The organism is Anabaena catenula FACHB-362 (assembly GCF_014698735.1).
Taxonomy (GTDB): domain Bacteria; phylum Cyanobacteriota; class Cyanobacteriia; order Cyanobacteriales; family Nostocaceae; genus Anabaena; species Anabaena variabilis_A.
Genome location: NZ_JACJTQ010000003.1, coordinates 196225 through 218153 on the forward strand (window position 1 = coordinate 196225; position 21929 = coordinate 218153).

Consider the following 21929-nt stretch of genomic DNA (forward strand, 5'->3'; position numbering starts at 1 on the left):
CTTAATCTTATCTGAGTCAATTGATGAATACTAAATTAAACTTTCCTGTTCAAGTCACAGATACCAATGAATTTATATATCAACCACCGACTGCGGCTATTAATGCTAAACGGATCTTAGTCAAACCTAATTTGGGTTATCCAGTTGCACCTCCTGTAACTGTCAGCATGAAAGTCTTGTCTGCGGTACTTCAAGGTTTACGCTCCTGTAATCCTCATGCAGAAATTTTAATTGTTGAAGGTGTATGTTCACCAGTTTCTTTAGCAGAAATAGCCAGTCGTAATGGTTTATATGCATTGCTAGATGCAGGAATGCAATTATTAGATGCAGATGAATTAGCATTGAAAGAATATCCCAATCTTTCTCCTCAACCAGTTCGGTTTAAAACAATGCTGGCTCCCGCAATTTTAGAGGAAGTAGATTGTAGAATTTCTGTTGGTGCTTTCAAACGTACATATATTAATGACAAGCCTTTAATTTCGGCTTCTTTAAAAAACTTGTATGGGTTGTTTCCTCGCAGTCGTTATAAAGCCAGAAGTCCAAAATCACGAGGACAATTACACCGTCCTTCTGTTCCTTTAATTTTGCAAGATGTTTATTTCACGATTGGACATTTATTTAATGGTGCGGTTGTAGATGGTAATCTCAAATTTGTCAGTGCTGATTGGAAACCAGATAAAGGTAAATCTATAGAATTAGGTAAAGTATTTGCTGGTGAAGATATGCTTACAGTTGACCGTGTTGCTTGTGAAATTGGTGGAGAAACAATAGCAGATTATTTGGATGCTATTGAAAGTCTCCGAGGTTAAATAATTGCTTTTTACTATATTCATTCACATCTTGCATCTTCTCAATCATGGTTGGTGGGCAATGCCCACCCTACTAAATAATCAGGTTTTTAAACTTATATTTTCGCAGCGAAGATGATTGTACAAGGTAGGAGTATAGCAATTTCCTCATTGGTGAGCTACAGCAAAAAATATTTAACCGCAGATAAATTTGTACCTGACTCTATCAGGAAAAGCTATATTTACTCCATCAACATCAACTGTAAGGGATGTAAATGCACATACCAAGGAAAAGATTGGTCTTTAATTGTCACCCATTTTTCCTTATAAACTTCAGCTTGTAAGTGGTAATCATGAGCATCCTTAGCAGGTGAATGCAGCTTTAAAAATAAAGTCACCCGGTGAGGTGTTTCGCTGATTCTTGCTATCCAACAAGAAAAAGTATTTTCTTGATTAGGGTTGTTGCTAAAGGTAATTTGATGAGCGCGAATACCAATGTGAGATAATTTGTTAGGAATTGTTTCTGTAACTGTGAGAGTACAACCCCAATCAATTGCTTCTACTTTTTGTGGTGATATCGCCACAGCTTGAGAAAAGTTTTTACACCCAGTAATTTGGGCAACACTCATACTAGCAGGATGCTGAAAAATTTCATATTTAGAACCATGATGAGCTTCTTTTCCCTGTTCTAATACTAATAAATTAGGACAAAGTCGATAAGCTTCTTCCATGTTATGAGTGACAAATAAAGTCACACCCGAATAATCAGCTAAAGTTTCTGTCATTTGTTGCTCTAACTGACTACGTAAATGTGTATCTAAGGCAGAAAATGGCTCATCTAAAAGTAATGCTTCTGGTTGACTTGCTAAAGCTCTAGCTAAGGCTACTCGTTGTTGTTGTCCTCCAGAAAGTTGGTGCGGATAGCGATCGCCTAATCCTTGTAATCGCATTGCTGATAATTGCTTTTCTACCTCTAACCTTATATTTCCATTAGATAATCCCTTGGGTAAACCAAAAGCGATATTTTGCGCTACAGTCATGTGTGGAAAAAGGGCATAATTCTGGAATAAAAAACCAATATTGCGATCGCGGCTAGGAATATTAATACCTTTTTCCGAATCAAATAATACCCGATCATTCAACAATATCCGCCCTTTTGTTGGCGTTTCTATTCCGGTAACACAGCGCAAAATCATACTTTTCCCAGCACCAGAACCTCCCAATAATCCTAAAGGTTGATTATCGGTATTAAAGGCAATTTGGAGATGAAAACTTGGTAGTCTTTTTTCGATATCTAGAAATAAACCAGATGTGGAAGAATTGACAGGTGAAGATAAGGAGCGATTCTCTAATTCTCCTGTTTCTGCTTTTTCCTTGGATCTGCTTTTGTGCTGGAATTCTTGCCATAAGTTAGCCAAAATAATTCCTGATAAAGAAATTACCATAATAGCGAGCGCCCAAAACCAAGCTTCATTTATTGCACCGGCTTCTACAGCAAAATATATCGCCATTGGTATCGTCTGGGTTTGTCCAGGAATGTTACCCGCTAACATCAAAGTTGCACCAAATTCACCCAAAGCACGGGCAAAAGCTAAGGTAGTCGCGGCGACAATCCCAGGAAATGCTAAAGGTAAACTAATGCGCCAAAATATTGTTGATTCTTTAGCACCTAATGTCCTTGCTACCCGCAATAAATTAGCATCAATTTGTTGAAAAGCTCCCAATGCAGTTTTATACATTAATGGGAAAGAAACCACGGTTGCGGCAATGGCTGCACCATACCAAGTAAACACGATGGTGACATCAAATGGTTCCATCAATTTACCAACCGGTCCATTTTTACCAAAAAGTAGCAGCAGCAAAAAACCAACAACTGTAGGTGGTAAAATTAGCGGTGCGACGAATATACCCTCAATTACAGATTTCCCTTTACCGCGATATCCCAACATCCAGTAAGCAGCACCGATACCCAAAAAGAAGGTGATGAACGTTGCTAATAATGAGGTTTTCAATGATATCCAGAGGGGTGATAAATCCTGTGGCATAGTTTTTTAGCAAAAATTAATTAGTGTGGACAAAAATTTCTATATATAAAGTCAACGCTAAATAAAATTTTCCAACTTTGTTGGTATTATAACTTATAATCAAGAAATATCCCCAACTTCTTCAATAAATCGGGGATATGAAAGGGTATTTTTGTAAATTATGGCTTTCCTACAGTATTTTTAAATGCTGGTCTTGCTGCTATTTTATTGAGATAAGTAACAACGCTAGGATATTGACTATAATCGAGCGATAAAAGTAATTTTCCATAATGTAGATAAGAAGCAACTGCGATATCCCCAGCAGTCAGTTTTTCACCTAATACAAATGGTTGTTGTTGCAAAATTTTATTAAGTGCCGTTAGTAAAATTGGCATTTCTTTTTCGTGTTTATCTGCTGTAAATAAAGCCGGCGAGAGAGTAGCATTCGCAAAAATTACCCACTGTTCAATTTTGGCACGATCTCCTAATGAATTAGGTATTTGTTGATATTTTTCTGCTAAATATAGTAGAATTGCCCCAGATTCCCACAGTTTCAAATCACCATCCACCATAGCCGGAACTTTACCCATAGGATTAATAGCCAAAAATTCCGGTTTATGATGTTCACCAGCCATGATATTTAAGGAAATATAATCATAGGAAATTCCTAATTCTTCTAGATACCATTGGAGCATGGGAGTTCGTGTTTTCGGACTTCCATAAAGTTGCAACTTAGTTTGTTTTGTAGGTTTCTGATTAGATTCAGAAAGTTGTGTAAAATCGCTTTGTGGCAGTGGTAAAGCTAGAAGCGGTTTTATTGGCTGCAAAGTGAAGATAACGACACTAGTAGGCAGCAAAAATTTTCTCAACAAATTTTGATACATTTTTAATATCTCTTGACAATTGTTTACGTTATTTTCGAGAATTTAATTACTCTAAATTTAAAATATACACTATATAATACATACAAAAGTAAATCATTTTGTAAAAATATTAAGTAATGTATTATGCTGTTTTTGGTGGGCATTGCCCACCCTACAGATATTTGCCAAATGAACTATAAATCCTATATAATGTCCTGATTCTCAAATCATTTATCTAAAAATGAGAACCAAAAATACTATCAAAATCTCCATTAAGACTTTAATTATAGGTTTGTCTTTAGCTGCCGGCAATGTCATTGCTCAAACATTACCTCTGGCATCATCTAATTTAATTGGGTTTGATACTCCTGACGGTGAAAAATTGTTAATTGAAAGTAAATCGCGGGCTGATTTTTTCCCTTTAAGTATGCAGTTTGTCACTCAAGATAATCTTGCTTATTGTGGAGTTGCAAGTATTGTGATGGTGTTAAACAGTTTAAAAATTCCTGCACCGGAAACTCCAGAGTATAGAGAATTTAAAGTATTTACCCAAGATAACTTTTTTAGTAATGAAAAAACCCAACAAGTCATAGAACAAAAAAAAGTTGCCTGGAGTGGAATGAATTTACAACAGTTAGGAGGATTATTATCAAGTTATGATGGTGTAAAAGTCCAAGTTTATCATGGAAGTAATAGCAGTTTAGAAGAATTTCGGAAATTAGCAGCAGAGAACTTAAAGCAACCCGATAATTTTGTTTTAGTTAATTATTTACGTAAAGAAATCGGGCAAGAAAGAGGCGGTCATATTTCCCCTTTAGCCGCATATAATGAAGTAACAGATAGATTTTTAATTATGGATGTTTCTCGCTATAAATATCCACCTGTTTGGGTGAAAACAGCCGATTTGTGGAAGGCGATGAATACAGTTGATTTAGCTTCTGGGAAGACAAGAGGTTTTGTATTTGTGAGTAAGTAATTATGGTTATTCATAGATCAATACAGTTCAGATCAGCATCTTTCTTTCACCCTGCTTTCTCTGCTTCCCTAAACAGATAACTTTCCTTAACTGAACCGTATTGGTTGATAGGTGGTAAGAGAGCGCATATACTGAGCGCGTTCAAAAGCACTGGGATTTGGACAATGCTTTTGACTCATACTCCCCTGCATTTGTTGTACTGATTCGTATTCGTGTTCTTGCATCCATTGGCGCATTTCCTGTTCAATAACTCGAATATGGTTAATACCATGTCGTAGTAGTACCGAACAAAGCATCGTAATTTTAGCCCCTGCCATGAGCATTTTTAAGGCATCTTCCCCCCTGTGAATACCGCTTGTTGCTGCCAAATCAGCATGAATGTGACCATAGAGAATGGCAATCCAGCGCAGGGGTAATCGCATTGATTGGGGTGTACTTAACAGCACATTGGGTTCCACTTCCAGGAGATTAAGATTAATATCCGGTTGATAAAAACGGTTAAATAGAACCAAAGCATCCGCACCCGCTTCATCCAGACGTTTAGCCATATTTGCTGTATTGGTGAAGTACGGGCTGAGTTTGACGGCTACGGGGATAGTTACTGCTGCTTTGACTGCCCGCACAATGTCAAGATAAGTCTGCTCAATTTCATTACTCGTTAGTTCTATATCGGTAGGGACGTAGTAAATATTTAATTCTAGTGCGTCTGCTCCTGCTTGCTGAATTTGTTGAGCATAGTTGATCCATCCACCAACAGATGAGCCATTGAGACTGGCAATAATAGGAATGCTCACCTTTTGCTTGGCTTTTTGAATATGGGCCAAATATGTTTCTGGCCCGACTCGAAAGCTCATTGAGTCGGGAAAGTAAGTTAAGGCTTCAGGAAAACTTTCAGTACCTTGGGTGAGGTGATGATGGAGTTCATAACGTTCCAGAAGCAATTGTTCCTCAAATAGTGAATGCATGACTACCGCTGCTGCACCTGCTTCTTCCATCCGCTGAATGTTGTCAATGTCCTCAGACAGCGGGGATGCAGAGGGAACAAGAGGCGATCGCAATTTCATTCCCAAATAAGTTGTCGTCAAATCCATAACAACCTCATCTTATTAGGTGTTCTATGGTTGTCGTGCAGCTAAATATTGATACATCTGCCAACGGTTTTTCACATCTGCTTGAGCTTCTTTAAGTAACTGCTGTGCCGCTTCTTCGTTGCTTTTAGTTAACATTTTAAAGCGGTTTTCTAAATACATATATTGCTCTAGAGGTAACTTTGGTGTGCGCGAATCAAGTTGTAGTGGGTTTTCTCCTTGCTTGATGCGGTCTGGATTAAACCGATATAGTAACCATTGACCTGAATCAACAGCAGCTTTTTGATTCTGCATTGCTGTACTCATGTTGATACCGTGGGCAATACAATGGCTGTAGGCAATAATTAGCGATGGCCCTTGGTAGGCTTCAGCTTCTAGGAATGCCTTGAGAGTATGTTCGTCTCTTGCACCCATTGCCACGCTAGCAATATAGACATTGCCATAAGTCATTGCCATTAAACCCAAGTCTTTTTTAGGTGCAACTTTACCCCCAGCCGCAAATTTGGCTACAGCTGCTTTGGGGGTAGCTTTGGACATTTGTCCACCTGTATTGGAATAAACCTCAGTATCGAGAATGAGAATATTCACGTTGTGTCCACTGGCTAAAACATGATCTAGTCCCCCAAAGCCGATATCATAACCCCAGCCATCACCACCAATAATCCAGACGCTCTTTTTCACCAAGTAATCAGCAATACTCAGAAGTTGCTTGGCTTTATTTGTCAGTGGCGATTGATTAGTGATAATTGCTTCTAACTGTTGCTTCAGGATGACAATTCGTTCTCGTTGTTCCCAAATATCAGCTTCATCTTTTTGTTCAGCATTGAGGATACTATTTACCAGTTCCTCACCCACATCTGTTGCCAGTTGTTTGAGTAATTCAGCGGCAAATTCTGCTTGTTTATCAATGGAAACGCGAAAACCAAGACCAAATTCGGCGTTATCTTCAAATAACGAATTTGACCAAGCTGGGCCACGTCCTGCGGTGTTGTGTGTCCAAGGTGTGGTGGGTAAATTACCGCCATAGATAGAAGAACAACCAGTGGCGTTGGCAACAATCATGCGATCGCCAAATAACTGTGTTGCTAACTTAATATAAGGTGTCTCGCCACAACCAGCGCAAGCCCCAGAAAACTCAAACAACGGTTCTTGCATCTGCTGCTGGTTAATATGAGTCAGCTTCAAATGGCTTCTATCTGGATTGGGAATACTCAAAAAGAAATCCCAATTTTCCCGTTCTTGTTCCCGTAATGGTCTTTGCGGTTCCATGTTAATGGCTTTGCGGCGTAGTTCTGATTTATTCTTCGCCGGACATACATCTACGCAAATACCGCAGCCTGTACAATCTTCTGCTGCCACTTGGATAGTGTATTTCAACCCTTGCCAGTCATGGTCTTTAGCATCAGCACTCTTAAAGGTCGATGGTGCATTGTCTAACTGCTGCGGTTCATAAACCTTACTGCGGATCACACTGTGAGGGCACACCATCACGCACTTACCACACTGAATGCAGATATCTGTATCCCAAACAGGTATTTCTTGAGCAATGTTGCGCTTTTCCCATTTCGCTGTCCCAGTGGGATAAGTACCGTCTGCCGGTAAAGCACTAACTGGCAGTTCATCACCTTGACGGGTAATCATTTGACCTAAAACATCATGGACAAAAGCAGGTGCGTTATCAGGAATTGGGGATTGGTTGTCTTTCCCCTTACAAGTTCCCAATTCCCTATTCCCCACCTCAAACAAATTTTCTAATGTGGTATCCACTGCTTTGAGGTTCATTTGTACAATTTCATCGCCTTTTTTGCCGTAAGTCTTGCGAATGGAGTTTTGAATTTTGGTAATAGCTTCTTCTCGTGGCAATACACCCGATAAAGCAAAGAAACAGACCTGCATTACCGTGTTAATTCTGCCAGCCATCCCCGCTTGACGAGCGACTTTATAAGCGTTAATTACATAAAAATGCAGGTGCTTCTCGATAATTTGCTCTTGTACTGATGACGGTATATAATTCCAAACTTCATCTTTTTCATAAGGAGAATTTACCAAAAATATTCCCCCTGATACAATATATTTCAAAATAGGAAATTTTTCGACAAAATCCCATTGGTGACAGGCAACAAAGTTAGCTTTAGTAATTAAATAAGTTGAGTGAATTAATTGCGAACCAAAGCGTAAATGTGAAACTGTAACAGAACCTGATTTCTTGGAATCGTAGACAAAATAACCCTGAGCGTAATTATTTGTTTCTTCTCCAATAATTTTAATTGAGTTTTTATTAGCCCCCACCGTACCATCTGCACCCAAACCATAAAAAATTGCTCTGACTATATTGTCTGGTTCAATGCTAAAATCTGGGTCGTAATTCAAGCTGGTGTGGGTAACATCATCATTAATGCCGATAGTAAAATGATTTTTTGGTTCAGCCGCAGCCAAGTTATCAAAGACGGCTTTAATCATTGCTGGGGTGAATTCTTTAGAAGATAACCCGTAACGACCACCCACTATAAGTTTTAGATTTTGGATTTTAGATTTTAGATTGAATTCATGAATAGCTGCGACTACATCTAAATATAATGGTTCACCAGATGAGCCTGGTTCTTTGGTGCGGTCTAAAACTGCGATGCTGTGAGTAGTTTCTGGCAAAGCGGCGACCAATCGTACAGCATCATAAGGGCGATATAATCGTACTTTCAAAACGCCCACTTTCTCACCACAGGCATTGAGATAATCTACTGTTTCATGTACTGCTTCACAACCAGAACCCATCAGCACAATAACTCTTTCTGCTGCTGGGTCGCCGTGGTATTCAAATAATTGGTATTGTCGCCCAGTCATGGCGGCAAATTCATCCATGACTTTCTGGGTAATGTCTGGACAAGCTAAATAGAAAGGATTGACAGTTTCTCTGGCTTGAAAGTAGACATCAGGGTTTTGTGTTGTACCGCGCAAAACTGGTTTATCGGGAGTGAGAGAACGCGACCGATGGGCAAATACTAATTCATCAGGAATAAATTCTCGCAAATCATCTGCTGTTAAAGTTTCTATTTTGTTAATTTCGTGGGAAGTACGAAAGCCATCAAAAAAGTGTAGAAAGGGTATTCGTGATTGTAAAGTTACCCTGGTGGCTATCAAAGCAAAGTCTTGTGCTTCTTGCACTGATGCAGAACATAACATAGCAAAACCAGTACCACGGGCTGCCATGACATCGCTGTGATCACCGAAAATAGAGAGGGCTTGGGCGGCTAGCGATCGCGCGGCAATATGAAAAACTGTAGGTGTGAGTTCGCCGGCAATCTTGTACATATTGGGGATCATCAACAATAATCCCTGAGATGCTGTAAATGTGGTTGACAGTGAACCAGTTTGCAAAGCGCCATGTACAGCACCAGCCACACCTGCTTCACTCTGCATCTCTACCACCGAGGGAACAGTACCCCAAATATTGGGTTTGACTTCACTAGCCCAAGTATCTGCCCACTCAGCCATTGGTGAAGAAGGAGTAATGGGATAAATGGCAATAACTTCATTCAGTTGATAGACGACTTGGGCAACAGCCTCATTACCGTCTATGGTTGCAAAGCTTCTGTTGTTCATTTTCTTGCACCTATGTCTCTCAGGGCTAGCAATGACAAAGCTGAATCTACTTTCAATCTTAGGATAAGAACTTGAGAAACTTGTGAAGACTGGTAGGAAGTTAGAGGACTTTGAGATGGGGAATAAGACTGAAAGCGCGATCGCACGACCGAGTTGCAGATATAATGCGATCGCTATCAATGGAGAAAGTTGGCATATCTCTTGGCTAAAGCCGAATTAACTTTACAGACTCCGCAGCCGGTTGAAAATATCATCGATTCCTTGGTCGCTGGTGACACAAATAGCCTTGTCAAATTTGCTGAGGTTGTTGAGAATGCGATCGCTTAATTGTGGTGATTGTGAACCCATACCTTGATAAAAGACTAAAACCACAGGTTTGTCACTTTCTAGCAAATCCCAATAAGTTTGAAGTTCCGTCATTGTCTTTGGTGTGCCATCTTCGCACTTGGGACAGCCGGCTTTGACGATTTCAGTATAAATTTTAGATGCTGGGTTATTGGGGTCTATAAATTGGCTAGTGTCGATGCAGATGAGGTGGATGGATTGACTCAGTTGGCGATCGCTGTTAATGGCAGCTTGCAGGTTTTGGGGTGTAAAAGTCTGGCTTGGCAAATTTAAATTTTCTGAGTTCTCCCCAGCGTGCCATGCTTGATAAAAATCTGGGTAGGTTAGATTTTGGGCGCAGTCCCAGATGAGAGAGTAACATCTCTTGAAGTTGTCAAAATTATTTTTATAAATTTTATCTGATAAACAATTCTTCAACACAGTGACAACACTCGCCATGTGTTCTTTTGTCAAAATTCGCCCTAAGCTAGATGCCGCATAGTATTTGCTAGAGTCATCCACATTGGATCTGGCGAGCAAGTTCACCAAGGCATCAATGGCTGTTTTATTGCTAGAGCCAATTTCCCCTAAGCTAAATGCCGCTTCGCGTTTGGTAGAGTCATCCACATTGGAGTCGGCAATTAACTTCACCAAGGCATCAATGGCTGTTTTGTTGTCAGAGCCAATTTTCCCTAAGCTAAATAACGCTCGGTATTTGGTATCGTCATCCACATTGGAGTCGGCGATGAAGTTCACCAAGGCATCAATGGCTGTTTGGTTGCCTGGGTCAACTTGCCCTAACCTAGATGCCGCGAGGCGTTTGGTAGCGTTATTCACATTGGAGTCGGCGATGAAGTTAACCAAGGCATCAATGGCTGTTTGGTTGCCTGGGTCAACTTGCCCTAAGCTAAATGCCGCGAGGCGTTTGGTAGAGTTATTCACATTGGAGTCGGTAATTAACTTCACCAAGGCATCAATTGCTGTTTGGTTGCCTGGGTCAATTTCCCCTAAGCTAGATGCCGCGAGGCGTTTGGTAGAGTTATTCACATTGGAGTCGGTAATTAACTTCACCAAGGCATCAATTGCTGTTTGGTTGCCTGGGTCAATTTCCCCTAAGCTAAATGCCGCGAGGCGTTTGGTATGGTTATCCACATTGGAGTCGGCGATTAACTTCACCAAGGCATCAATGGCTGTTTGGTTGCCAGAGCCAATTTTCCCTAAGCTAGATGCCGCTAGGCATCTAGTATCGTAATCCACATTGGAGTCGGCGATTAACTTCACCAAGGCATCAATGGCTGTTTGGTTGCCTGGGTCAATTTCCCCTAAGCTAGATGCCGCGAGGCGTTTGGTAGAGTTATTCACATTGGAGTCGGCGATGAAGTTCACCAAGGCATCAATGGCTGTTTGGTTGCCAGAGCCAATTTGCCCTAAGCTAGATGCCGCTAGGCGTTCGGTATCGTTATCCACATTGGAGTCGGCGATGAAGTTCACCAAGGCATCAATGGCTGTTTGGTTGCCACAGCCAATTTGCCCTAAGCTAGATGCCGCAAGGCGTTTGGTAGAGTTATTCACATTGGAGTCGGCGATGAAGTTCACCAAGGCATCAATGGCTGTTTGATTGCCAGAGCCAATTTGCCCTAAGCTAGATGCCGCGAGGCGTTTGGTAAAGTCATCCACATTGGAGTCGGCGATGAAGTTCACCAAGGCATCAATGGCTGTTTGGTTGCCTGGGTCAATTTCCCCTAAGCTAGATGCCGCGAGGCATTTGGTAGAGTTATTCACATTGGAGTCGGCGATTAACTTCACCAAGGCATCAATGGCTGTTTGGTTGCCTGGGTCAATTTGCCCTAAGCTAGATGCCGCTAGGCGTTTGGTAAAGTCATCCACATTGGAGTCGGCGATTAACTTCACCAAGGCATCAATGGCTGTTGCGCGTTCTGTTTGTAGGAGTGCTGCTTTTGCTCCGTTTGCTATTGGGTCAAAAAATTTCACCCATTGCTGTTTCGCAATATCGAACTCACCAAAGCCCCATCTAAGGATTTGTTCAACTATTTCCTTTGCTTGGGAATATTTAAACTCTGTAATACCCGCAGCAGCAATAAAATAAGCTCTAAATTCATAATATCCATGTCTTACTTGATGGATATTGCTCCAATCTCCACATTGATCATCAAATTCCACCAACGCTTTAATAAATGCCTCTTTCTCTCTCGCCTCTACATTTTCTCTTCCCAACCACAGCAAAATTACTTCCTTCCACTGCGGTTCAAAAATGCGGTAAACACCTTGCGTAGGATTGTTGGGAATATGTTTAAAAAACTCGCGCCAATCATTAACCTCTAAAGCTGCAAAATATTCCTGAAAGTTGGGATGAAAGAAAGCATAAACTTCTTCATCTGTTCCTGCTAACCTGTCTACTAAATTCAACCAACCGACATCACAAGCTAATTTAAACAGCTTTTCACCCATTTTTTGCCGTGCTAAACTCCGCTTCAAGCGAAATCTAGCCGCGCTATTAATACCGGCAAAAGCCAATTTACTTAAAGCATTATGTAATTCATCCTTCAAATCATCAGAGTTAATTAGTTCATAAAACTGTTCAGGTTTCCACTCATAGAAATAGCGTCTAAATCTCTGATAAAGGGCGGCTTTAGTTTCTGGTAATTCTCCTTGCTCATCCAGATAGAATGTTTGACACAACAGCGCCAAACGCAAAGGATTTGTTACCAATTTACCGATTTTTTCATATTTAGTTGATTTTAATTTCGCCTTGAGTTCTTCACCTCGCTGTTGATTTTCAGCACAAGTAAACCATTGCTGAATGAAGTCGTCAATTTGCACTGGTTTAAACTCTTGGGTTTTATAGATGTCAAAACCTGTAAGTGTATTATTAACATTGGTATCCCAAACATTTAACCGACAAGTCAGCACCACCCGCACCTCTATGGGCAATTCTTTGAGTGCTTGATTAATTTTGGTTAATGCTTGGATGGGAGAAATTTCACCCATTTCATCTACACCATCTAACAGCAGCCAAACCCCTCCTTTGCGAAAACGTTCGATTAGCTGATGTTCAATTTCTAGAGTGACGACAACTTTAACTAATTTCATGGCTTGAGTCAGCCATATTTTGAGTAAATAGTCTTCAATAGTCTTTCCTTGCAAGTTAGCAAGAGATATAAAGATGGGTAAATCTTCAGATTTGTCTTTAATAAAAGAGGCGATATTAGTTAATAAAGTTGTCTTACCTGCACCTGGTTCTCCAATGATGGCAATATGCTTGTGATTTCCGGCTGGTTTTTGTCCAATCACTTCTTGAAGAAAGTTGTCATGTTCATAAGTTTTGACAATGACTTCTTTATCTAATGCATAGGGATTTTCTTGTTCTCGCTGTTCGTGTTCACCTCGGCGTTGCTGCTGTTTGCGTTCCACCAGTCCTAAAGGAACATAAACATTGACTTCAGATTCGTTCTCTGTGGCTTTGTGTCTGAGTTGTGCATCTTCTAAGCTTTTGTGGCAAATATCGCGCCAGTCAATGCTTGTATCTGTGGTTGGGGTAGAGAGAGAAGTTGCTTTTGTCTTGGGGTGTTCGTTCCACTTCTGCTTCACCACCTGCAAATTCTCTTGCTTTGGTGCGGTTTGATGTTTCAGCGTCAGCGTAAATTTCCAATAACCTTGATTTTTTCTGGTATTTTTGCCATCTTCCGTCAACAGTCCCAATTCTCTGAGACTGTCGATAAAATACTGCACTTCCTCCAATTCTTTTTCTGGCTGACTGCTACCAGATTCTTTTTGGCGCTGAGGCAGTTTTAAGGTTTTACCTACCGTTGTCACAAGCTTGAGTAAGTTTTCCTTCTTTGTACCAACTTCAACTGTTCTAGCTATTTTTCCGCTGGTGAGTTTGGTTTCGTATCCTGTAACGCGCAGTTTATCAGCTTCCCACTGAACATAAAGCGGGGGTTTTGGTTGTAAGTTTTCAGGTTGCTGTTCAGATAGTTGCATTAAAGCTTCCACCAAAATCAGCACATTCTCTAAAAGCGATTCATCCCAACGAATATTCCTTGGCATTTTATAAAGACAATCTTAAGAAACTAGCATTACCCAAACAAATAAATGTACCCAAGCTGCAAACCTAAGTGATACAACCATTATAGACATTGCATGGGTAACGTGTCTGGGGAAATACCCAAAAAAATAATTCACCTAGTCAAGCAAATAAGGTGAATCAAATGTCCGCGAAAAAATCTACTTCCCGCCGCAATCAAAAATTAATCGCTGTGTTGCTAAGTTTGAAAATTTTACTGGCTGGTATCCAAGCTACAGACCGCATTCAACAAGGTGACTCAGTGACAGAAACGCTGATTTGGCTAATTAATCAGTGCATCCCGGTACTGCAACACATTAGCCGCCGAGAGGAGGAAGAGAAAAAACGCGATGGGCTACGCCTCACTGGAAGCGATCGCAATTCTACCAAAAAATAAACTCAATTCCAAATAGCGATCGCTCACAATGTGCTGGAAAATTTTAAATATCTAAGCTGAAATTTTCCTCGATGATTTGAGTAATTTTGTGTAAAGCGATCGCAACTCCAGTTTCGGCAATGGGTGATAAGCTGTATCCTAATTCAAAGTTTACGCCTGGAACTTTGATCCACCAAGCTTGCGGACAACGATTATAAAGGGCTAGAGTCAGAGCAAGAAGCGATCGCGGATCGGCTGTATGTCCGGCTATGATGTTGAAAGATTCAGGTGAGATTGTTTCTACTTGCACCTGGGAATTTTCAGACGCTAAACAAGCATCAATAAAAATTGCCAAATCAGCATTTGCCAAAGTTTCGGCAAGTTCGGGAGTGAGTTGATGGACAGCAATAGATTTCACCTTTGATAGATGCAACGCTTGAGCTACTCGTTGCCCAATGCCATCATCACTACGTAATTCATTACCATAACCAATGGCTATTACATTGCAATTCATAGTTTTTGGCTGTCTAACACCAGTTTCAAGTTATACAAAAAAGTTGAAGAACTTGTGAAGAACTGTTCAATCCACAAATTCTCTGGTGGATAACCAAGCAAAATAAAACATAGTCTATTTTGGTTAGGAATTTAGCTGTGATAATTCAATTCTGACTTTCTCCAGCATTTCTTGATATAGAGGATCTTGGAGACCACTTCCGAAAGCTCCACTTAAATATTGCTGTAAAAGGTTTTCGGCTGCTTTATAATCTGCGATCGCACTTTGTTTATTTCCTAAATCCCGATACATATTCCCTCTCAAAGAGTATGCATCAGCAGAAGAAGCACTTTTACTAATTACTTGATTCAAATCTGAAATTGCTTTGTGCTTTTCGCCTAACTTTTCATAAGCCCTAGCCCTGTTCCAGTATGCGCCACTACTAAAACCGAATCTACCTGTATTTTGCCTAATTACTTCCGTATAGTCTGCTACTGCTGCTTTGTAATTCCCAACGTTATGGTAAGCATTGGCACGATGATAGTAGGGTTCTTCAGCTTTAGGATTTAGCCGAATTGCCTGCGTGAAAGAAGAAACCGCAGCGAGTGAGTCTTTTTGGCAGTCCTCTTGAAAGTGTCCCATGCCTATGAAATCGTCCATTGTATTAAGATATGGTGGCATAAGAGTTTGGCACTCAGTAGAGGCATTAGAAGCTGGTATTCGTGCAACTAATGGTAGCCAAAAACCTAATAGTAAAATAGATGATGCATAAGCTAATAAAGAAGTTCTAGAAAAAGCAAATTTCATAGTTATATAATCCAGAAGTATTTTCAGTTAAAGTAGAAATAGTGTTAACAGTTTGCAGCTTTCACAGAAGTGACCACATCATGTCAACAATAACATTACAATGGCACTACAATTGCCTAAAGGACGGTTAAGTTTTTTCGCCATGCTTTAAAACTTAACCTCAAGGGTTTTCAGCCTTTTCTCTGATCATATTCTCAAAATCATCTAAAGTACTGGCTTATTACTTACAGCCGTTTTCAACTATTTAAACCACACATTGATTCCTTTCTTCCTTTGCGCCTTTGTTCCTCTGCGCCTGGAGCGCGAAACAAAAACTGTGGTTCATTCACCTGAAAATAGCTGTAAGGTCAGGTTTAGACATTCGCTTTGAAACTGAGTCTGCGATGCCTAGGTTGGGCTACCAACTGCTCCCAAGTTAACTACCTCTACGAGTAAGTATGGCTACGCCACGCAAGCTATCACGAATCAAACCGGATTCCTATATCATTAATGGATGTGGTGGAAACCATCATTAATGAGTTTCGACTACGGTAATCATGAGACAAGCTGTGAGGCGGTTCTATGTCTGAAACAAATTCTCAACAGATCATTAATACTGCCGTGACTCTCGTAGAGAAGTATACAGAGGGAAAACGCAATTTTAGTGGAGCGAACTTGGGTAATGCCGATTTGCAAGGTGTTGATCTCAAAGGATGTGACTTCAGCTACGCTGACTTGAGTGAAGCTAATCTAAATAGTGCTAACCTGAGAGGCTGTGACCTCAGTTTTGCCAATCTCAGTCAAGCTAATTTGCAAAATGCTGATCTTCGGGGAGCCTTATTATTTTCTGCCGATCTCCGTCAAGCTAATCTTAAGGGAGCGAAACTGGAAAAAGCAGATTGCGATCGCACCACTCATTTTCCCCAAGATTTTGATCCAGCGCAAATGGGATTGCAGATTAAAGAGCGGTAAAAGCACGGCATTCTCACTTGGACTGTGAGAATATATTAAAATTTATACACCTACCCGTAATTTACAAGTAAAAAGAAACTATGAAAAAAATACTGTTGTGTTGCTGTGCAATGATTTTAGCAATGTGGGTAGCCATTAGCCCTGCACTTGCTGCTGATAGCACCAGCCCTGCACCGGCTACGGATAGCAACAGCACTGCACTGGCTGGCGAATGTATAGCTGAGGGATTCTTCCCCGATCCACAGGACTGTACCAAATTCTTCCGTTGCGTAGATTTTGGCAATGAATCCTTGACAAAATTCGACTTTGATTGTGGTCCGGGTACTGTTTTCGATGACCGATACGATACCTGTAACCATGCTTGGGCGCTCCCTTCCAATGATAAATGCTACAAGCCAATGGGAACGTCAACCTGAAGTTTACACGTCATTACTCTGCTATCAATCGGTAGTGAAAAATCACGAGACCATTCATTCCAAGAGCCAAAATAATTTCTAGCATAAATTCCTGCCTGTTCTAGGGCTATCAAAGTATTAGCAGCCCTTGAACCCTTAAAGCAGTAAATGTACACAATAGACTCTGAAGTAATACCTACCGACTGACAAATTTCTCGGATTTCATCTGGCGATCGAAACGTGGGGATTTCCGATTCAGAATTCATCAGATGATGCCATTCTAACCATACAGCGTTAGGGATTCTACCTTTGCGGGGACAAAAATCAGGATGGTAGGGAGAAGAACTCAACCCAAGCCATTCTGAACTGTCGCGCACATCTAATTTAATAATTGCTGGATTCTCAATTGCTTGCAACATCTCGGCAGTAGTCACCATTATGTCAGCCTTGGGATGCAATCTAAATATGCTGCTTTCACGTAATGGTAATTCATCGGTAGTAGGTAATCCAGCCTTGAGCCATGCTTTATATCCTCCATGTAAAATAGATACCTGAGCGCAACCCAAATACTTCAGTAAAAAAGCGGCTCGACAAGATTGACCATAACCTTTATTTAAAGCATCTTCATAAACAACTAACTGTTCTGCACCAGATATTCCTACCCCGCTCATAATTTCTGCAAAATACTCTTGCAATTGCTTTAATCCTGCTGGTGAGGAATTGTCTAAAAGATAGGTGAAAAAATCTCTAATATTGATTGATTGAGGAATATGAGAAATAGCATAATCTTCTTGACTTCGCGTATCGATAATGACAGTCTGTGATGACTTTTCTGCTAACAGTGACGTGAGTTCTTGAAGAGAAATGAGGAGTTTTGTATTCACGCTTTCATGCTTCAGTTCTTTTACCATTAGGCATTATCGCCCCCGGCAGATTTACGTTTTGAAATGCAAATCACAGAAGAATGAAGGTTAAATGTTACGAGATAACTTTTGTGGCTGCGTTATTTTTAAGCAAGAATTCAGAATAGATTACTCTCGCCAAACTTCATTAACAACACTCCCATCTTTGCCAACTAATTGAATATGCAAAGGCATTTGTCCTGCTGCATGGGTTGAACAACTCAAACAAGGGTCAAAAGCCCTAATTCCTGCCTCAACACGGTTTAACATCCCTTCAGGAATTTCAGAACCGTGAATAAAATGTCTTGCAATTTGCGCTACTGTGCGATTCATTGCTAAATTATTCTGACCTGTGGCAATTACTAAATTTACTTTCTCAAGTAAGCCATTTTCATCAACTTTATAATGGTGAAATAATGTACCGCGTGGTGCTTCACTCACACCCACTGCTTCTAATTGATTAATGCCAGCATCAGCACGCAATCGATTTGAGGCTTCGGCTACGCTCTGCCCAAGTAGTATATCAGGGTCATCTAGTAAAATTTCTATGCGTTCAATGCAAGCCATAATTTCAATTAAGCGGGCGTAGTGATAGAAAAATGATGAGGTGACAGTGCCTTTACCTCTGTCTCTAAATTCTCTCAATTCCGCATCAGCTAAAGGCGTACCAATGTGACTACAAATATTCAGACGTGCTAGGGGACCTACCCGATAAATACCACTATCTAAACGACAATGGTCGCTCTGGTCAGGATAACCCAAAGGACGATAATAAGGAGATTTTAAATATGAATCCGATTGAACTGCTTCACCGATAAATTCATGATAATGAGTGGGATCAAGTTTATCAGCAATGATATTTCCGGCACTATCTACAAAACGAAGATGTCCATCGTAGTTCTCCCACAAACCATCAGGAGTGACTAACCCCATAAATAAGCTAGGAAAATTCCCGAAGGTTTGCACTTCTTTTTGATAATCATTGAGTAAGCCTTTAAATTTACCCAGTGCATCTAATACTGTGGTGCGTGCTTCCGGGATGCGGTTCTGAATATGAGTACGTCCTTCTATCGATAAAGGTTCGCGCACACCACCAGGAACCGCCCATGATGGATGTATTTTTCGCCCTCCCAATTGTTCAATAATTTCTTGTCCAAATTGACGCAAGCGGATTCCCCCACGGGCTAGTTCTGGTTCAGCAGCAATTAAGCCAAAGACATTGCGTTTTTCGGGATCGCTATCCATTCCTAATAATAAATCTGGGGCGCTGAGGTGGAAGAAACTCAGGGCGTGGGATTGGATAATTTGTCCTAAGTTCATCAAACGACGCAGTTTTTCAGCAGCTTTAGGAATTGTCACCGCCAGAATGCGATCGCCTGCTTTTGCTGATGCTAACAAGTGACTTACCGGACAAATACCGCAAATTCTAGCAGTAATTCCCGGCATTTCTGGAAAAGGACGACCAACACAAAACTTTTCAAAACCGCGAAATTCAGTTACATGAAAACGTGCATCATGTACTTGACCTTCGTCATCTAAATAGATACTAATTTTAGCGTGTCCCTCAATGCGAGTTACGGGATCAATAACAATTTTTTTCATAGTTAATTGGTAATTAATAACTGTTAATTAGTGATTGGTAATTTTCAATGATTTTAAAAATATAACCAATCACCATTTTTGGGTGTTTAGTAATTCAGAATTACGAATTACAAATCATAAACTCTAGATTCTGCGACTTCTGGATATTCATCACAGTAATCTTCAAAGGCAGTTTTGAGAGGTTTTTCGGCGCGTTGGTGGGCAATTTCTGCTTGTATTTCTTCCACCACATCCCAAGCTGATGAACATTCTGTGGAATTGATGCCTTTTTCTGCACAAACAAGACGAGCTTTTTTAATTTCATCTTGTAATTCTTGTTCTAACAAAATTGAGCGAGGTCTTTCTAGACAATTACTCTGCGCTAAGATGTCAGTAAGTGAGATTATTCCTAATAGTTCGCCACTAATTACAGGCGCACAACGAAGATGATGATTAGCAAATAATCTAGCTACATATTCTAAACCTAATTCTGGATTAACAACAATGCAAGGTTTAGTCATAATTTCATAAACACGGACTTTGTTCGGGTCTTGACTGTAGGCAATTACCTGATAAACAATATCGCTTTCTGTGATAATTCCATAAGCATCTTGTTCGTGGCGACGATCTACAATTAATGCTCTCCAGTCTCTAGCTCGCATTAAATCAACAGCTTCTTTTACTGTTGCCGAACTGCGAATCATTGCCACATCTTTAGTCATCATATCTGCTGCTGTTAACATAAGTCACCTCTAAAATAATTAAAAATTGAAAATTGAACATTAAAAATTGAAAATGGTATTAGCCAAATTTAATCATTTCTCGTCCTTCTAAATGTGGTTTTTCTCCCTTTAATAAAGGTTCAAGTGCAGCACGAATGCGATGTGCTGAAGGCGGACAACCAGGTAAATAAATATCAACAGGTACTACTTGATGTACAGGTACAACTTTATCTAGTAAAGGTGGAACAATACCTGGTGAATGGGGAATTTGTTGATTAGCATCAGCACCTTGTATATAAGCTAATTGTAAAGCAGTTTCCGCACCTCCAGAGATATTAAGTAAAGCGGTAACATTACCAGTAACAGCACAATCACCAAAGGAAATTATTGTTTTAGTCCGCTCTCTTACTCTCTGAATCATTTGCAGATGATCTTCATTAGCAATTGCACCTTCTACTAACACCACATCCACTCCTTGGGGATATTCTTTAACATCAGCAAAGGGACTAAAAACTAAATCTACTTGTTCAGCTAAATCAATCAGCCATTCATCCAAATCGAGAAAAGACATATGACAGCCAGAACAGCCTCCGAGCCAAACCGTTGCTAATTTTAACCGAGTCATATTTTTGCCTTTTCAGTTGTTATTAATGATTGCCATTCTGTAACTACAAAATCAGGAACTGAGATATTAATGAAGTTTGCACCGGGAAGAGGTATTGACAAAGTTAAAGATTCTTGAGGTAATTGGGGCAATATCTGAGTCAAATCATATTGACCAATACTTGGTGCTGGGGCTTCATCTAAAAATAGATCAACAGCATTCCAAACTTTACCTGTAGTCGAGGTAATTTTTAAAGGTTGGGGATGAATTAACTCAGCAGAACCAGGAAAACCAATCAAGCGAAGATTTGTCTGAGATGGTTGATCAGAATAAACTTGTTTAAATAAAACAACTTGCCAAACTTTTCCTGATTGATCATCTAATTTTACTTGTGAGCGATAAATAACTTCTCCTGGTGGGTTTCCTAACTGAGTAACAGCAGCAATTACTTTTTCAGTTGATAAGTTTACTAAACCAAGTAATATCAATGTTGTCAGTATTACCACTATGATAATTTGCCAAAATAAATGTCGAATATGGTGTAACATAAGAGTTGTTTTTTGGTAATTTATTTATAGTGTTAGATATTGGTTGAGAATGACTAAAAAATCCATTGTTTTTTATTGCGTGCAGTTACTAAAAAGTCAATTTTGCCGCGATCATGTTTCATTTCGCCAACACTTGAACCTTTATCAAACAGCGCACCTGTGGGACAAGCATTAACACATTTACCGCAAGAAGTACAAGTATCTGAGGTTCCCCAAGGCTGATTTAAATCAGTGATTACATGAGAATTTGTCCCCCTACCTGCCATATCCCAAGTATGTGCGCCTTCGATTTCATCACATACCCGCACACAGCGAGTACAAAGAACACAACGATTATGATCAATCCCAAAACGATCATGAGAAGTATCAACAGTACGGTGAGGAAATTGATATTCTAACCGGACATGATCCATACCCATTTCTATTGCCAAATCTTGTAATTCACAATTACCATTAGCTACGCAAACGGAACAAATGTGATTACCTTCGGCAAACAGCATTTCTATAATTGTGCGACGATATTTTTGTAAGCGATCGCTATTCGTCTGCACTTCCATACCCTCCGAAACCTTTGTCACACAAGCAGGCTGGAGTTTACTACTACCAGAAATTTCTACCAAACAAAGCCGACAAGCCCCAACATCCGTCACCCCTTCTAAATGGCACAAAGTCGGAATGTGAATTCCTGCATCCTGCGCTGCTTGGAGAATAGTTTCCTCCTCACGGGCGCTGATTAACTGCTCATTGATTGTTAACGTTTTTACTGCCATTTATTATTTATTCCTTGTGACACTAATGTGCTTTCA

At 40.2% G+C, this 21929-nt stretch carries 18 protein-coding genes; 5 read left to right on the forward strand and 13 right to left on the reverse strand.

Features of this window, described 5'->3' with window-relative positions; genetic code table 11:
- Positions 1 to 23: 23 nt before the first annotated feature.
- A complete protein-coding gene (locus tag H6G68_RS04090) occupies positions 24 to 809 on the forward strand; it encodes a DUF362 domain-containing protein (protein WP_190905477.1) in 786 nt (261 codons plus the stop codon).
- Between the two features lie 221 nt (positions 810 to 1030).
- Here H6G68_RS04090 and modB read toward each other — a convergent pair whose 3' ends face one another.
- Positions 1031 to 2833 (reverse strand): molybdate ABC transporter permease subunit, encoded by a 1803-nt coding sequence (gene modB, locus H6G68_RS04095; RefSeq protein WP_190905478.1) that lies wholly within the window; start codon positions 2831 to 2833, stop codon positions 1031 to 1033.
- A 158-nt stretch (positions 2834 to 2991) separates the two neighbouring features.
- On the reverse strand, positions 2992 to 3669 hold the full coding sequence (locus H6G68_RS04100; RefSeq protein WP_242045129.1) for a glutathione S-transferase family protein: 678 nt from the start codon (positions 3667 to 3669) through the stop codon (positions 2992 to 2994).
- 247 nt (positions 3670 to 3916) lie between these two features.
- Here H6G68_RS04100 and H6G68_RS04105 point away from each other — a divergent pair, with 247 nt between their 5' ends.
- On the forward strand, positions 3917 to 4651 hold the full coding sequence (locus H6G68_RS04105; protein ID WP_190905480.1) for a phytochelatin synthase family protein: 735 nt from the start codon (positions 3917 to 3919) through the stop codon (positions 4649 to 4651).
- Positions 4652 to 4737: 86 nt separating this feature from the next.
- Here the strand turns inward: H6G68_RS04105 and H6G68_RS04110 are convergent, their stop codons facing one another.
- The 3 genes from H6G68_RS04110 to H6G68_RS04120 form a co-directional block, all read right to left on the reverse strand.
- Complete coding sequence (locus H6G68_RS04110) at positions 4738 to 5742, reverse strand: dihydroorotate dehydrogenase-like protein (protein WP_190905481.1); 1005 nt, start codon at positions 5740 to 5742, stop codon at positions 4738 to 4740.
- Positions 5743 to 5766: 24 nt separating this feature from the next.
- Positions 5767 to 9336, reverse strand: a complete 3570-nt coding sequence (gene nifJ / locus H6G68_RS04115; RefSeq protein ID WP_190905482.1) for a pyruvate:ferredoxin (flavodoxin) oxidoreductase — start codon at positions 9334 to 9336, stop codon at positions 5767 to 5769.
- A 222-nt stretch (positions 9337 to 9558) separates the two neighbouring features.
- Positions 9559 to 13728 (reverse strand): HEAT repeat domain-containing protein, encoded by a 4170-nt coding sequence (locus H6G68_RS04120; RefSeq protein ID WP_190905483.1) that lies wholly within the window; start codon positions 13726 to 13728, stop codon positions 9559 to 9561.
- A gap of 161 nt (positions 13729 to 13889) precedes the next feature.
- Between H6G68_RS04120 and H6G68_RS04125 the strand changes: the two genes are divergently transcribed.
- On the forward strand, positions 13890 to 14141 hold the full coding sequence (locus H6G68_RS04125) for a hypothetical protein (RefSeq protein ID WP_190905484.1): 252 nt from the start codon (positions 13890 to 13892) through the stop codon (positions 14139 to 14141).
- 43 nt (positions 14142 to 14184) lie between these two features.
- Here the strand turns inward: H6G68_RS04125 and H6G68_RS04130 are convergent, their stop codons facing one another.
- Both H6G68_RS04130 and H6G68_RS04135 read right to left on the reverse strand, forming a co-directional pair.
- Complete coding sequence (locus tag H6G68_RS04130) at positions 14185 to 14634, reverse strand: hydrogenase maturation protease (RefSeq protein ID WP_190905485.1); 450 nt, start codon at positions 14632 to 14634, stop codon at positions 14185 to 14187.
- Positions 14635 to 14757: 123 nt separating this feature from the next.
- Positions 14758 to 15420 (reverse strand): tetratricopeptide repeat protein, encoded by a 663-nt coding sequence (locus tag H6G68_RS04135; protein WP_190905486.1) that lies wholly within the window; start codon positions 15418 to 15420, stop codon positions 14758 to 14760.
- Positions 15421 to 15981: 561 nt separating this feature from the next.
- On the opposite strand from H6G68_RS04135, the gene H6G68_RS04140 reads away from it, so the two are divergent.
- A complete protein-coding gene (locus H6G68_RS04140) occupies positions 15982 to 16371 on the forward strand; it encodes an Alr5209 family pentapeptide repeat protein (RefSeq protein WP_190905487.1) in 390 nt (129 codons plus the stop codon).
- 122 nt (positions 16372 to 16493) lie between these two features.
- Positions 16494 to 16787 carry a chitin binding peritrophin-A domain-containing protein gene (locus H6G68_RS27855; RefSeq protein WP_422595448.1) on the forward strand — a complete coding sequence of 98 codons (294 nt, stop codon included), beginning with the start codon at positions 16494 to 16496 and terminating at the stop codon, positions 16785 to 16787.
- Here H6G68_RS27855 and H6G68_RS04150 read toward each other — a convergent pair.
- From H6G68_RS04150 to hoxU, 6 genes are all read right to left on the reverse strand, one after another.
- Positions 16760 to 17650: a rhodanese-like domain-containing protein gene (locus H6G68_RS04150; protein WP_190905511.1), complete on the reverse strand. Its 891-nt coding sequence runs from the start codon at positions 17648 to 17650 to the stop codon at positions 16760 to 16762. The genes H6G68_RS27855 and H6G68_RS04150 overlap by 28 nt on opposite strands.
- 147 nt (positions 17651 to 17797) lie before the next feature.
- Positions 17798 to 19270, reverse strand: coding sequence for a Ni/Fe hydrogenase subunit alpha (locus H6G68_RS04155; protein WP_190905489.1), 1473 nt, complete (start codon positions 19268 to 19270; stop codon positions 17798 to 17800).
- 107 nt (positions 19271 to 19377) lie between these two features.
- Complete coding sequence (locus H6G68_RS04160) at positions 19378 to 19992, reverse strand: CP12 domain-containing protein (RefSeq protein ID WP_190905490.1); 615 nt, start codon at positions 19990 to 19992, stop codon at positions 19378 to 19380.
- Between the two features lie 58 nt (positions 19993 to 20050).
- The gene (locus H6G68_RS04165) at positions 20051 to 20596 is read right to left on the reverse strand and encodes an NADH-quinone oxidoreductase subunit B family protein (RefSeq protein WP_190905491.1); all 546 of its coding nucleotides are present in this window, start codon (positions 20594 to 20596) and stop codon (positions 20051 to 20053) included.
- Entirely contained in the window at positions 20593 to 21123 is a 531-nt protein-coding gene (locus tag H6G68_RS04170; RefSeq protein ID WP_190905492.1) for a DUF3122 domain-containing protein, read from the reverse strand. Before H6G68_RS04170 ends, H6G68_RS04165 begins: the two co-directional genes overlap by 4 nt.
- Positions 21124 to 21176: 53 nt before the next feature.
- Positions 21177 to 21893, reverse strand: coding sequence for a bidirectional hydrogenase complex protein HoxU (hoxU, locus tag H6G68_RS04175; RefSeq protein ID WP_190905493.1), 717 nt, complete (start codon positions 21891 to 21893; stop codon positions 21177 to 21179).
- Positions 21894 to 21929: the final 36 nt, after the last annotated feature.

Excerpts from the sequence above, each read along its gene's own strand:
- H6G68_RS04110 (WP_190905481.1), bottom strand. The coding sequence starts at position 5,742 with ATGGATTTGACGACAACTTATTTGGGAATGAAATTGCGATCGCCTCTT.
- H6G68_RS04130 (WP_190905485.1), bottom strand. The coding sequence starts at position 14,634 with ATGAATTGCAATGTAATAGCCATTGGTTATGGTAATGAATTACGTAGT.
- H6G68_RS04135 (WP_190905486.1), bottom strand. The coding sequence starts at position 15,420 with ATGAAATTTGCTTTTTCTAGAACTTCTTTATTAGCTTATGCATCATCT.
- H6G68_RS27855 (WP_422595448.1), top strand. The coding sequence starts at position 16,494 with ATGTGGGTAGCCATTAGCCCTGCACTTGCTGCTGATAGCACCAGCCCT.
- H6G68_RS04155 (WP_190905489.1), bottom strand. The coding sequence starts at position 19,270 with ATGAAAAAAATTGTTATTGATCCCGTAACTCGCATTGAGGGACACGCT.
- H6G68_RS04165 (WP_190905491.1), bottom strand. The coding sequence starts at position 20,596 with ATGACTCGGTTAAAATTAGCAACGGTTTGGCTCGGAGGCTGTTCTGGC.
- H6G68_RS04140 (WP_190905487.1), top strand. The coding sequence starts at position 15,982 with ATGTCTGAAACAAATTCTCAACAGATCATTAATACTGCCGTGACTCTC.
- H6G68_RS04090 (WP_190905477.1), top strand. The coding sequence starts at position 24 with ATGAATACTAAATTAAACTTTCCTGTTCAAGTCACAGATACCAATGAA.
- H6G68_RS04120 (WP_190905483.1), bottom strand. The coding sequence starts at position 13,728 with ATGCCAAGGAATATTCGTTGGGATGAATCGCTTTTAGAGAATGTGCTG.
- H6G68_RS04170 (WP_190905492.1), bottom strand. The coding sequence starts at position 21,123 with ATGTTACACCATATTCGACATTTATTTTGGCAAATTATCATAGTGGTA.
- hoxU (WP_190905493.1), bottom strand. The coding sequence starts at position 21,893 with ATGGCAGTAAAAACGTTAACAATCAATGAGCAGTTAATCAGCGCCCGT.
- H6G68_RS04160 (WP_190905490.1), bottom strand. The coding sequence starts at position 19,992 with ATGTTAACAGCAGCAGATATGATGACTAAAGATGTGGCAATGATTCGC.
- H6G68_RS04125 (WP_190905484.1), top strand. The coding sequence starts at position 13,890 with ATGTCCGCGAAAAAATCTACTTCCCGCCGCAATCAAAAATTAATCGCT.
- H6G68_RS04105 (WP_190905480.1), top strand. The coding sequence starts at position 3,917 with ATGAGAACCAAAAATACTATCAAAATCTCCATTAAGACTTTAATTATA.
- modB (WP_190905478.1), bottom strand. The coding sequence starts at position 2,833 with ATGCCACAGGATTTATCACCCCTCTGGATATCATTGAAAACCTCATTA.
- nifJ (WP_190905482.1), bottom strand. The coding sequence starts at position 9,336 with ATGAACAACAGAAGCTTTGCAACCATAGACGGTAATGAGGCTGTTGCC.